The organism is Parabacteroides sp. AM08-6 (genome assembly GCF_003473295.1).
GTDB lineage: Bacteria > Bacteroidota > Bacteroidia > Bacteroidales > Tannerellaceae > Parabacteroides.
In genome coordinates this window covers 1-12069 of sequence record NZ_QRMP01000021.1, presented here as the reverse complement: position 1 = coordinate 12069, position 12069 = coordinate 1, and the positions used below count along the sequence as shown (strand labels likewise).

Genomic DNA, 12069 nt, shown 5'->3' with positions numbered 1-12069 from the left:
GTGAAACGGGCTGAACCGATAGGTGGAGCAGTTTCTGCTAAATCGGGGTAGTAGCACAGAGGAATAGTCCGAACATAGGCTTCTTTCCTCTGCTGCTTTTTGCTATCAGGGTTGATTCTCTAACTGATTGGCTTTTTCGAACTGCTTGTAGGTTTGAGAATCGGCATACTCACGAACAAAAGCCCGGATGTCGCTGGCTCTATAGTACGTTTTCCGTCCAATGTTAAAGTAGGGAAGTACACCTTTTGCCCGATAGCGTTGTAGGGTTCTGAAAGATGCTTTTAGCAGAAAGGCTAAGTCTTGATTATCTAACAGCTTCTCATTTTCATCGAATACGGTGTCGGTATTGATAAGAGATTTCAGGTCTTGCCCGATCTCGGTGAGTTTTTTGGAAAGTTTCTCCATCCATTTCTCGAAGTTTTCATTGTCTATATACATTTTGCTTCATTTTAAGTTGAACATTAATTATTTTCAATCGATTGATGAAGCAAAGTTCTAAAAATGACTGCAAATAAGTTCGGGGAATAGATCACCCATTCCCCGATAAATTATGATTAATACCCTGAATATCTGTATTTTGATTTTATGGAAAATATCCCTCTTCTTTACACTTTTCGATAATAGCGACTCTTAGTTTATCTAAAAAGGCTGTTCGTTTATCAGGCTTACGTTTGATAACCTCTTCTTCTTTTTTATAAATATCACTGAATTTTATGTTAAACAGCTTTTCAAAAGCATTTGCTAAATCACTGAAATGTATTTCCTTACCATCAACCGTTGTAATACATTTTAGATAATAAAGTCCACATACGATTTCCATTATGTCGATGTACTTTGCAATATCTTTATTTAGGTGTAAGGTAGATTTCCATCCAGCTTCAATGTTAATAAAGAATTTGGGAAATTCCATTTGATGATGGAGTAGGTCTAGTTCTTTATTAATAAATGAAAGTATCTTATTGCATGTTATACTTTTTGTTTCATAACAGAAATCTCTTCTGATTTCTAAACTATTTTTTAGTGCTTCAAATTCTATGTAGGTAAGATTTAGTTCTCTAATTAAAGTTTTGTAATCTGATTCATTATTCAGAAAGGTAATTACAGATTCAACAAATTCTCTATATGCCATAAGTAGTTGGGCTTCATCAAAATTTTCTTCTGTGCAAGAAGAGTTGAGAAGACTATATATATTTTGATCTGAAAGGCTCCATTTTGGCATAAGCAATCAAACATGTGTTATACGTTTCGTTTATTGCCGTTCATATTTATTCTTTATTCGTTTCAATAGAGAGTAAATGATAATTTTGTGAAATGGTCTAATAAAGAAAAAATACATTCGTCCAAGCCAATTGTTATATTTCACAATAGTAGTAATCCTAAGTTCCTGTTTGCCATCTTTATATGCACCACACCACATTGAAACATGAAAATCCAAGTGGCTGTCAGGCATTCCAAAAATTTCTTCATGCTCGTTTTTATCGGACACCATATTTGTAAATCTACTCTTTGTGTCCAATCCCATTGGTTTTACAATAGCGTTTCGTAAATTCATTAACCAATCTATCCATTTAGGAAGTTGGTTAAAAGCTAAATTGCGAAATTTTTCAGGTGTTATTTTCTGATTACAAACTATTTCTCTTGAATAAGAATCCACATAATCGGCAGGTAGATACTTTTCAATCAAGCTGTTTGTTGGTATATTTTTCATCTTACTGCTCTTTAAATTTATTGATAACCATATCCTGCAACTCTTTAAACTGTTTTGCTGATAGATCCGAGCAAACTTGTTGCATGCCAATTAGCATGGAATATTGTATTACCGCCAAATCCATTGCTTGTTTAGCATCTAATCCGATTGCTTCATTTAGCTTGGTTGCATACTCCAATCTGATATTGTCCGCTTGCGCTACATAATTTCGTACAATTGGACTGGAGTACCCCCACGCCCGTATTACACTTTCGTTTCGGATAGAAGCGTATGCTGCCATATCAGCCAATTTTTGCAATTGTTCTTTGGGAGTGTTCAATTTGTCCACTTCACGAATAAACTCAAATGTGTTTACCTCCAACCAATACCTCATCAATGCATCCACATAGCCGTCTATGTTTTTGAAATGATGATAGAATGCACCTTTGGTGATTTGCAATAATCCGCATAGATTATCTATCGTGATTCTTGCAAATCCTTCTTTTTCCAAAACTGTTAGTCCTGTCACGAACCATTGCTTTTTATCTACTTTCTTCATAATTTAAATACATACCATATAGTATGGTATGCAAATGTAATCACTTTATTAGAATAAACAATAGCTTGCCTGTCTCTTTTATTATCATTTCCTGTATTTAAGATACAACTATCTTTATAGCCATTTGATAGGATAGCCGAGCATACGCTTTAGTTCTTCCATTTCTGCACTATGCCACATTTCATGTTTGAAGCACCAAGATAATGCTTCATATTTATTATTAGCTACCGGATGTTTAAACGGAATAGGTTCTAATTGCTCAAATAATATATCATCATTTAATTGTGATAAATTATCTATGCATATTTCGTGAATGGTATCGAACTGTTCTTTTAGCTCATATGTTGGGATCAAGTTTTTTTCTACTGACCTGTGTAGAGTTCCCATCCCATTAAAGATTTTCACATAATCAACGATGGGAATCAATTCTGTGATTTTAGTATTTCTTCCTGTGATACATGTGATAGCATGGAAGTTTTGACTAATCATTAAATGTCCAACTTGCCAAGCAAAATTTGAATCTGTGTTTTGAGGAATTGTGTACCATAAATCTTGTGGTATTTCGGAAATCAAACGATTTACAAAATTCCTCGATTCGATAATCTGTTCTCTTAAAAAATCAATTCTTTTCATTTCTATAAATTTATATACTTATTAGTAAGTAAGTTATTAGGGCAAAAAAAATATTAGATATTTAATAATCCTTCCTGTATTGACTTATACACATCATTTTTTAATACTTTATTCATTTGCAAAGAAGATAGTAATGCGGAATGAACCATGAAAGCCTTTGTTCTTGGTGTTTCCGTAAATGAAAAAGCATTATTTTTTAAACCATTATCTAATAAAGCTGTAAGCCATTTTAGAATTGTGTTTACCAATTCCTGCAACTCTTTCTGCATGTTTTCAGGTAAAGTGTCATAAGATGGCGAAAGTGAGCCAACTATACAAACCCAATGATTCTTGATAAAACTATCGTGCATATGAATATAATTGGAAAACTGTAATTTGTAATCCAAACTTTCCCATGTTTTAGTTAGCTTGTTGAAAGCATTTAGATTTCTTCTTATTATCTCTACTCCCAAATCTGACTTTGAAGGGAAATAATAATGAATAGCTGCATTCTTTATATTCAACGCTTTAGATATGTCTGCATAGCTAAAAGAATTGTAGCCAATAGAGAGAATTAACTCACTTCCTAATCTTATTATTTCATTTCTAGTATCATTCATGGCGCAAATATATGCAATTTACTTAGTAGTAAGTATAAAATGGGCAATTTTAACATCTTGTATGTTCACAGTGTATAATTTCTATCTTCATTTATTCGGTCAGTTATAACCACTTCATGCCACTTCCAGACAGTTTTTAAAACGTCTCTTGATTCTTCTTTCATTTGCTGGTGAAAGTTAAATCAACACGTTTTATAAACCATAAAAAAATGAAAGTATGGAAGTAGTAACCATTGAAAAGAGAACCTTTTCGTATGTCTGCGAACGGTTCACGGAGTTTGCCAAACGAATAGAAAGTTTGTGCAGCACTCATACTCAAAAAGTAGAAAACTGGCTGGATAGTCAGGCTGTGTGCCTATTATTGGGCTTTAGCAAACGAACGCTGCAATATTATCGGAGTAGCGGAAGATTGGCTTATTCTCAAATAGGCAGTAAGATTTATTATAAATCTGCTTATATTGAAAGAATTATTGCAGACAGAGAAATACTTAATCAATCACCCAAACAAACCACGCCTTATGAAAAGAACTAAAGAAGATTATCCGTCCTTCAATTTGTTTTCCATTGTCGGTACATGGGAAAGCATTAATCTGAATCCTACGGTTATCATTTATCGGAACGACAGAGATTATCTTCTTTCTATTATATATGTATCGGAAACCACCAAACAGGCTTCGCCCGCTACTTATGAGATACAGCAAGATGGTAGCCAGTATTTTATTGCCACTGCATCCAAACGGCTCTATATAGATTATGACCCGGCAAAAGATGTACTTAGCATTTCATCATTAGGTGACTATCTGCGTAACTAACTTATTAACCAACTAATCATATAACTGATTAGCTATCTAGCAATCTTGAAATCAATATTTTAATAAAACAATCTTTCAATCATGGAACTAATAAATAAAGATACCCCACAAGTCAAAGAATTTATTTCTTCGCTCGATTCAATGCTGAACGGCATTGAATCTATTGTCAAGCATTACAAACCCCACCTGAACGGAGAACGTTTTCTTTCTAACCATGAAGTTTCCAAGAAGCTGAATGTCAGTTTGCGAACCCTACAAGAATGGCGAGATACAGGATTAATCCCCTTTATCCAGATAAAAGGAAAGATTATTTACCGCCAAAGTGATATTGACAAACTGCTCCAAAAACACTACTTTGAAAGTTGGAAAGAATAATCTGCCACCCTCGAAAACATTGTTTTTCGGAATTTAATTTGAATCATTGACTTTTCCAGTGAAGTATTTAGTCTGTGCAAGTCTTTAGATGAAAATACGCTCGAACATAGTGAGAGGAAGATTTTCTTCTAAACCGAAGGCTCGGACTTGAACAGGCTAAATACGGAACTTACCTTTGTCAATGCTTCATATTGAGTTCTGGAAAACTTACTTAAAAAAAGGATTGAGATAATGAATTTTGAAAAGTAATTTATATATGGATATAGTAGCAATAGAAAGAGTTTCCTTCGATTCTTTTAGAAAGAAGCTGGAACAGATTATATCATTGGCAGATAATACCTCTTTATCTCCCTCTGATATGTGTATGGAGAAAGAATGGATAGAGGGCAAAACATTGGCAGCTTCCTTAAATATTTCTTTGAGAACCTTACAGACTTTACGGGAGAGGGGTAAACTTTCTTTTTCGACAGTTGGCAAGAAAGTATATTATAAGGTTGCCGAAGTACAAAAACTATTGGATTCAGGTAGAATAAAAGTAACCTCTAAAGAATAATTGCTTATGGATTTGTACACGAATGAGGATAGCCAAGAATTATTGCAATCGTTAGATAGGGCTTTTCCTTATATAGAATATGCATTGAAGAATAATAAGCCCTTGTTTGAAGGTGAACGGTATTTGACAAGCGAAGAACTTTGTTCCATTCTCAAAATCAGCCGTAGAACTTTGCAGTATTATCGGGATGATGGCATTTTCCCTTTTATTCAACTTCCGGGCAAAGTGCTGTTTCGTGAATCGGATATTAGGAAGGTTTTGGACGATAGGTTTCGTTCTGCCTATAATATAGAAGATTATTCTCTTTAGCTTTTAATATAATGAAGATAGATAAACGGCTACCGTCCGAATGGATTGGGTAGCCGTTTTCATCTTTAGGTGGTTTTAGTAGAGAAGTTCTCCCGTACGTTCTGCATATCTCGGAGAATACTCTGATCCAATACTTTTGCGTATCGTTGTGTCATTTTCGTATTAGTATGACCGAGCATTTTAGATACATTTTCCAATGAAACATTGTTAGCTAGCGTAACGACAGTCGAAAATGTATGACGTCCGGTATGAGTAATATTTAGAAATGCAGTTAAAAACAGAATGGCGAGAATTAAACGTAAAACGTTTATAATTAAGCATTTTGCGAGAATTGTAAAATAGGCTGACCTGCAAAAGAAAACAAAATATTGCAGCGTTTCAGTTACCAAACTGTTAGCCGCCTGTTTCTGAATCTCCGATAGGTAACTGACGTTTTTGAAACAGAAGTCAAACGGATTTGTATTCACTGTTTATCAATATTCTGCATACCAAAGAACGCTTTTCAAAGGAGTATTTTTACAACCTAAAAAGAGCGTTATGAAAGTAGAAAAATTCAAGGTGCTGCTCTACCTGAAAAAGAGCGAACCGGACAAGTCAGGGAAAGCCCCGATCATGGGACGAATTACCCTGAACCGCACGATGGCCCAGTTCAGTTGTAAGCTGTCCTGCACTCCCGAACTTTGGAATCCCCGTGAAAGCCGACTGAATGGCAAGAGCCGGGAAGCGGTGGAAACCAATGAGAAAATAGAGAAACTGCTGGTTGCCATACACTCGGCCTTCAACTCCCTTATGGAAAGAAAAAAGGATTTCGACGCAGTAGCAGTCAGGGATCTGTTGCAGGGGAACGCAGGCATACAGATGACCTTGCTCAAGTTGCTCGACCGTCACAATGAGGAACTGAAAGCACGTGTTGGCATTGACCGCGCCCCGACCACGATGGGAACCTACGTGTACACCCGACGTACACTTGCCGAATTCATCAAAGTGACATTCAAGGTATCGGACCTAGCATTCGGGCAGCTCAATGAACAGTTCATCCGTGACTATCAGGATTTCTGTTTGGAAAAGAAAAAATTGGCAATGGAAACCGTGCGCCACTACCTCGCCATCTTGAAAAAAATCTGCCGCATCGCCTACAAGGAAGGGTATTCGGAAAAATATCACTTCTCCTATTTCAAATTGCCAAAGAAAAAAGAAAGCACTCCCAAGGCATTGAGCCGTGAGAATTTCGAGAAGCTGCGTGATTTGGATATTCCGGAAAAGCGCAGGTCACATGTCATCACCAAAGACCTTTTCCTCTTCGCTTGTTACACCGGAACCGCCTACGCCGATGTGGTGAGCATCACAAGGGAGAACCTTTTCACAGATGACGGGGGCAACCTCTGGCTCAAGTACCGGAGAAAGAAAACCGACTACCTCGGACGTGTCAAGCTGCTGCCGGAAGCCATCGCACTGATTGAGAAATACCGGGACGATACCCGCGAGACCCTCTTCCCGCCACAGGACTACCATACCCTCAGAGGAAATATGAAAGCCCTGCGTCTGATGGCCGGACTTAGCCAGGATCTTGTCTACCACATGGGGAGACACTCTTTCGCCTCACTGGTCACGCTCGAAGAGGGAGTACCGATAGAAACCATCAGCAAAATGCTGGGGCATTCCAATATCAGAACCACCCAAATCTACGCGCGTGTTACCCCGAAGAGGCTATTCGAGGACATGGACAGGTTCATCGAGACGACCCGTGATTTGAAACTCATTCTTTAATCCTAAAAATATCATTATCATGCGCAGTACATTCAAGCTTTTATTCTACATCAACCGTAACAAGGTGAAATCGGACGGTACGACAGCCGTTCTCTGCCGGATCAGCATTGACGGCAAGAAGTCAACCATCACTACCGGCATCTATTGCAAACCGGAAGACTGGGACAGCAAAAGGTGTGAGATCAGGACTATCAGAGAGAACAACCGCCTTGCCGGATTCCGTAACCGGCTGGAAGAGGCATACGACAATCTGCTGAAGAATCAGGGAGTGGTCACAGCCGAACTGCTCAAGACCACCGTATCGGGAGCCAATTCCATACCGGAGTTCCTGCTACAGGCCGGAGAGGTAGAACGTGGACGTTTGAGAATCCGTTCGGCAGAAATCAACTCCACTTCAACCTACCGCCAGTCAAAGACCACGCAACTCAACCTGAGACAGTTCATCGAATCCCGGGGGATGAAGGACATCGCCTTTTCAGATATCACTGAGGAATTCGCCGAATCATTCAAGGTCTTTCTCAAGAATGAGCTGGGACACAAACCGGGGCACGTGAACCATTGCCTATGCTGGCTCAACCGTCTTATTTATATAGCAGTAGACCGGGAAATATTGAGAGCCAACCCGATAGAGGATGTGGCCTACGAAAAGAAAGACCCGTTAAAGTTAAGACACATCAGCCGGGGTGAACTGAAGAGGATGATGGAAACCCCGCTGCCCGACCCGATGATGGAACTGGCACGCAGGGCGTTCATCTTTTCTTCACTGACTGGTCTTGCTTATGCGGATGCGCGCGGACTCTATCCCCACCACATCGGAAAGACATCGGAGGGCAGAACGTACATCCGTATCTGTCGGGTCAAGACGGACGTGGAAGCATTTATCCCGTTGCATCCGGTAGCCGAACAGATACTTGAACTTTACAATACAACGGATGACAGCAGACCGGTCTTCCCGTTACCTGTCCGTGATGTACTCTGGTACGAGGTGCACGGGATGGGCGTGGCATTGGGCATGAAAGAGAACTTGTCCTACCACATGGCCCGGCATTCGTTCGGAACCCTGATGCTGACCTCCGGCATCCCGATAGAAAGTATCGCCAAGATGATGGGGCATACGAACATCAACAGTACGCAGGTTTATGCACAGGTTACCGACCAGAAGATATCCGGTGATATGGACCGGCTGATGAAAAGAAGAAGAAAGGGGGATACGGTCGTACTAACGGAAATGCCTGAATAATAAAATGGCAGTCGGAACCGTCAAACGCCGGTTCCAGCTGCCATCCTTAAGTTTTGAACGACCTACATTATATCAGGGATTCGTGATAATTGTCCTCCAAGAGTTTCTCAATGTCAGATACCTTATACAATATTTTTCCGCCCAACTGGATGTAAGGGATTCGCCCCTGGTCCCGATAGTCCTGCAAGCATCTGCGGCTGATTTTTAACAGGTCCGACAGTTCCTTATCGGTCAGAAAGCGTTCACCGTTGAACGGCGGACGATTGTTTTCCGCAAGTTCTTCTATATTCGTCTGGATATTATCCAACAGACTGAAAAACAACTTTACGCGGTTATTGTCTTTCGTAATGATACCTTCCATAATTACCTCTATTTAATACTGTCATTCTTCCTTTTTTCTTTCAACGCCTTTTCCTTGCATTTCATACCGACATAAACCATCAGCTTTTCCACGTCCTCCGGCTTGTAGTAGATTTTACGCTGGATTTGGGTGAATGCCAGCCGTCCGGTATCCCGTAGAGTTTGTAGGGTACGTGGAGAGATGTCAAGGCGCAGGCAGACATCCTGATTGTCCATTCATTCTACCGGTTTCTTTTCCCTGTTCTTTTCATACAAGCGGTCTACCTGTGCGGACAGGCTCTCAACCCGCGCCAGCATTCTCTCAAAGATTCCGGCTTCAATGTAATATACTTCCATTTTTCTTGTTTTTATTTATTCCATACCGGGATCTTATAAGGTGGCAGGGGATTCCAGATTTGTCACCCGGCAGATTTCATCAAGCAGTTCCATAATACAGGAATTTTGCATTTCACGGTTATCGGGTGGGAACAGGGTGGAACGGAAAATGTCGCTACGGGTAGGGCTAAGCTCCCTGTTATAGCGTTTCGAATCAGGAATACGTGTATCCAACAGACGCAGATTCGCTTCCCGGATAACCTGAGTCCATATCTCGTATGTCTCTTTCCTCTCACGCCGGTCAATCATGTTCCAAAAGAGATGGACTCCGTTAAGGTTACAGTTATGACGGCTTACCAGTTCTTCTTCAATAACCTCGGCAAATTGCAGGGAACTTTGCATGACAATACTGTCCGCTTTGAGAGGTACGAAAATGTGGTTCATTGAAGCGATGGTGTAAATAACCCCTTCGGAACGCAGGGTTCCGGGCAGGTCGAAAAGGACGATATCAAATTCCGTCTTCTCCTCCTGTACATAATTATTCAAGTCTTCCACCGCTTTCTCCGGATTACTCCTGATAATCGGATAGGCTAGTTTCTGGATCTGTTCGTGTTGCCGGTAAAGGGCGACTTTCAGGAAGTCATTCTTCTGTACGTTTTCGATGTCGCGTTCACGCATCTTGTAGATGCTGTGCTGGGGGGCGTCGCAATCCACGACTCCCACCCTGTAGCCTTTCCTGTAGTGCAGGATGCTGGCGGTAAGCACGGTGAAGACCGATTTCCCGACACCACCCTTCTGACTGGCAAAGGCAATAAATAACGGTTCTTTTTTCATTTTCTTTATTTTTAAAGGATCATACTATAATCATGCCAAACATGAAGCCGGATAGCGGTATCGTGTTTGGTAGTGTAAAGGAAAAGATTCCGATGATAAGATGGAATAGCCTGTCATGTATAGTCATCCGTAGTCGGTTATTGTCAGGAGAGAAATTGGCAGTTGAAATTTATTCTTTAAAATATTAGCGATTATGCGCGTCACTTATTACCTTTGAAGAAAATAAGATTCATGCCCAAATATGATAATGACATACAGGACAAACGCTTTGTCAGTGGAAAGGAAATGTTTTCCGGCATACGAAACAGAGAAACCGTTTCCTCCCTTTTATACCGTTACAGGACGCGGAACATGATTGTCCGTGTGAGGAAGAACGTCTATCTGCCTGTCAATCCCGGGGACGGATATGTGGATGAGAACAAGTTCGAGATAGGATGTAGTGCTGTACCGGAGTCTTATATTTCCTACCACTCCGCTATGGAATATTACGGCTGGCAGAACCAGGTGTTCAACCGCATCTATCTGTCCGCTGTCCGCAGGTTCCGGCCTTTTGAATTCGACTTCGTGGAATACATGTACGCCCCGGATAAGTTCCGGGAAGGTATAGTCCGTCCGCATCCTGATAAAAAGGTCCATGTGACAGACCCTGAACGCACCATCATAGACTGTGCCGACCGTTTGGATCTGGCGGGTGGATATGAAGAATATGTCTACAACCTGAATTTTGTAGGTGAAGCGGACGAGGGAAAGCTATTGCATTATCTTTCCCTGTACGGCAAGCAGGCCCTTAACCAACGTGCGGGATTTATCCTCTCGCTGTTCAAAGAAAAAATGAAGCTGAGTGACCGATTTTTCAGAATTTGCAGGGAAAAAGCTGGTAAAAGCACCCGCTATCTGACGGTCAAAGGGGAATCGGACATATATGTGTCACAATGGAAAATCTGTGTCCCACGGTATCTAATGGAATTAACCCGATAAAAATAGACTACGGGCATGACAGATTTTACAAGGGCACTGTACAATGAAAAAGAAGATTATCTTCAAACAATCATCCGGTCGCAAACATAAATAGTTGGCGACCGGATGAAATGTTGCAGGTATTTGTCCGCCCCTTCCGGTAATCCCGTGATAAGGCTAAATCTTAACTTTCCGGCATTTATTCTCGATTATGGCGTTGAGTACATCCTTGTATTCTTCAAAATGCCGTGCCAGAAGACGGTTGACATATCCCTCCATAGTGACATCACCACGTCCGAGCGCCCATATCAAAGAGGACAATTGCTGGTGCAGGACGGCGTCCACGTGCAATGACCTGCGTGTTTCGCTTGGAACACAGTGAAGGTATTCCTTTTCATAATAAGCCATCCTCTCAGCCAGTTCTTCCGATGCGGTAGCCTGCACGCTGGTGCTGCCATTTACATTTGCTTCTTCCGAAGGCTTGCAGACGGTATGTCGCAAATCCTTGTTTCCTACCAGAGCCATGATGGCTTTTTCGTCAATCCCATGGGAATTGACCTTCTTCTTTTCATAATTTTCCATATTCCTTTTTTCATAATGTATATTCAACTTACAAGGCTGGATGTACACTTGTACACAGCGCTTCACTGCAAAGAAAAGGATAATATGGAAAGTCTGAAGTGGACTGTCAGTAATAGTCATGAAAAGTCATAAATTAGCAGGCTGACATCAGAAACGATTAATTCGGTTTAGTCCACAAGGTTACCGTGTACCATATCTCACGGGCTACATGGAGACATTACAGGGAAGTGATGATGAAATCCCGAATTCAGTCAGACTGACATTTGTCGCTACATTATAACATTTAGTTCACAAGGTTACCGTGTACCATATCTCACAGGCTACGTGGAGACATTACAGGAAGTGATGATGAAATCCCGGATTCAGCCAGACTGACATTTGTCGGTACATTATTACATTTAATCCACAAGGTTACCATGTACCATATCTCACAGGCTACATGGCGACATTGCAGGAAGTGGTGATGAAGCCCCGGATTCAGTCAGAC

The 12069-nt window shown here is 40.7% G+C and carries 19 protein-coding genes; 8 read left to right on the top strand and 11 right to left on the bottom strand.

Annotation, left to right across the window (positions count from 1 at the left end; genetic code table 11):
• Positions 1–105 precede the first annotated feature (105 nt).
• The 6 genes from DW103_RS12635 to DW103_RS12610 form a co-directional block, all read right to left on the bottom strand.
• Complete coding sequence (locus DW103_RS12635; protein WP_117707770.1) at positions 106–438, bottom strand: helix-turn-helix domain-containing protein; 333 nt, start codon at positions 436–438, stop codon at positions 106–108.
• A gap of 145 nt (positions 439–583) precedes the next feature.
• The gene (locus DW103_RS12630) at positions 584–1219 is read right to left on the bottom strand and encodes an RteC domain-containing protein (RefSeq protein ID WP_122276681.1); all 636 of its coding nucleotides are present in this window, start codon (positions 1217–1219) and stop codon (positions 584–586) included.
• Between the two features lie 30 nt (positions 1220–1249).
• Positions 1250–1708, bottom strand: coding sequence for a DUF2867 domain-containing protein (locus DW103_RS12625; RefSeq protein ID WP_122276679.1), 459 nt, complete (start codon positions 1706–1708; stop codon positions 1250–1252).
• Position 1709: 1 nt separating this feature from the next.
• Positions 1710–2246 (bottom strand): TetR/AcrR family transcriptional regulator, encoded by a 537-nt coding sequence (locus DW103_RS12620; RefSeq protein ID WP_122276677.1) that lies wholly within the window; start codon positions 2244–2246, stop codon positions 1710–1712.
• 114 nt (positions 2247–2360) lie between these two features.
• The gene (locus tag DW103_RS12615; RefSeq protein ID WP_118317728.1) at positions 2361–2879 is read right to left on the bottom strand and encodes a DinB family protein; all 519 of its coding nucleotides are present in this window, start codon (positions 2877–2879) and stop codon (positions 2361–2363) included.
• Between the two features lie 53 nt (positions 2880–2932).
• The gene (locus DW103_RS12610; RefSeq protein WP_122276675.1) at positions 2933–3478 is read right to left on the bottom strand and encodes a TetR/AcrR family transcriptional regulator; all 546 of its coding nucleotides are present in this window, start codon (positions 3476–3478) and stop codon (positions 2933–2935) included.
• A gap of 217 nt (positions 3479–3695) precedes the next feature.
• Between DW103_RS12610 and DW103_RS12605 the strand changes: the two genes are divergently transcribed.
• The 5 genes from DW103_RS12605 (at position 3696) to DW103_RS12585 (ending at position 5527) form a co-directional block, all read left to right on the top strand.
• Positions 3696–4010, top strand: coding sequence for a helix-turn-helix domain-containing protein (locus DW103_RS12605; protein ID WP_122276673.1), 315 nt, complete (start codon positions 3696–3698; stop codon positions 4008–4010).
• Positions 3997–4290 (top strand): DUF3876 domain-containing protein, encoded by a 294-nt coding sequence (locus DW103_RS12600; protein WP_122276671.1) that lies wholly within the window; start codon positions 3997–3999, stop codon positions 4288–4290. The genes DW103_RS12605 and DW103_RS12600 overlap by 14 nt, the downstream gene beginning before the upstream one ends.
• A gap of 81 nt (positions 4291–4371) precedes the next feature.
• Entirely contained in the window at positions 4372–4665 is a 294-nt protein-coding gene (locus DW103_RS12595; RefSeq protein WP_002560566.1) for a helix-turn-helix domain-containing protein, read from the top strand.
• A gap of 256 nt (positions 4666–4921) precedes the next feature.
• Complete coding sequence (locus DW103_RS12590; RefSeq protein WP_122276669.1) at positions 4922–5218, top strand: helix-turn-helix domain-containing protein; 297 nt, start codon at positions 4922–4924, stop codon at positions 5216–5218.
• Positions 5219–5224: 6 nt separating this feature from the next.
• Positions 5225–5527, top strand: coding sequence for a helix-turn-helix domain-containing protein (locus tag DW103_RS12585; RefSeq protein ID WP_122276667.1), 303 nt, complete (start codon positions 5225–5227; stop codon positions 5525–5527).
• 65 nt (positions 5528–5592) lie between these two features.
• Here the strand turns inward: DW103_RS12585 and DW103_RS12580 are convergent, their stop codons facing one another.
• The gene (locus tag DW103_RS12580; protein ID WP_370453484.1) at positions 5593–5994 is read right to left on the bottom strand and encodes a tyrosine-type recombinase/integrase; all 402 of its coding nucleotides are present in this window, start codon (positions 5992–5994) and stop codon (positions 5593–5595) included.
• 70 nt (positions 5995–6064) lie between these two features.
• Between DW103_RS12580 and DW103_RS12575 the strand changes: the two genes are divergently transcribed.
• On the top strand, positions 6065–7294 hold the full coding sequence (locus DW103_RS12575; RefSeq protein ID WP_122276665.1) for a site-specific integrase: 1230 nt from the start codon (positions 6065–6067) through the stop codon (positions 7292–7294).
• Positions 7295–7313: 19 nt separating this feature from the next.
• Entirely contained in the window at positions 7314–8534 is a 1221-nt protein-coding gene (locus DW103_RS12570) for a site-specific integrase (protein ID WP_122276663.1), read from the top strand.
• A 67-nt stretch (positions 8535–8601) separates the two neighbouring features.
• On the opposite strand, the gene DW103_RS12565 is transcribed toward DW103_RS12570, so the two are convergent.
• From DW103_RS12565 to DW103_RS12555, 3 genes are all read right to left on the bottom strand, one after another.
• Positions 8602–8895, bottom strand: a complete 294-nt coding sequence (locus tag DW103_RS12565) for a helix-turn-helix domain-containing protein (protein ID WP_122276660.1) — start codon at positions 8893–8895, stop codon at positions 8602–8604.
• A gap of 8 nt (positions 8896–8903) precedes the next feature.
• Positions 8904–9110, bottom strand: a complete 207-nt coding sequence (locus DW103_RS12560) for a helix-turn-helix domain-containing protein (protein ID WP_122276658.1) — start codon at positions 9108–9110, stop codon at positions 8904–8906.
• A 153-nt stretch (positions 9111–9263) separates the two neighbouring features.
• Positions 9264–10043 (bottom strand): ParA family protein, encoded by a 780-nt coding sequence (locus tag DW103_RS12555; RefSeq protein WP_122276656.1) that lies wholly within the window; start codon positions 10041–10043, stop codon positions 9264–9266.
• Between the two features lie 231 nt (positions 10044–10274).
• On the opposite strand from DW103_RS12555, the gene DW103_RS12550 reads away from it, so the two are divergent.
• Positions 10275–11021, top strand: coding sequence for a hypothetical protein (locus tag DW103_RS12550; protein ID WP_122276654.1), 747 nt, complete (start codon positions 10275–10277; stop codon positions 11019–11021).
• Positions 11022–11177: 156 nt separating this feature from the next.
• On the opposite strand, the gene DW103_RS12545 is transcribed toward DW103_RS12550, so the two are convergent.
• Positions 11178–11582, bottom strand: coding sequence for a DUF3408 domain-containing protein (locus DW103_RS12545; RefSeq protein WP_158576696.1), 405 nt, complete (start codon positions 11580–11582; stop codon positions 11178–11180).
• Positions 11583–12069 lie beyond the last annotated feature (487 nt).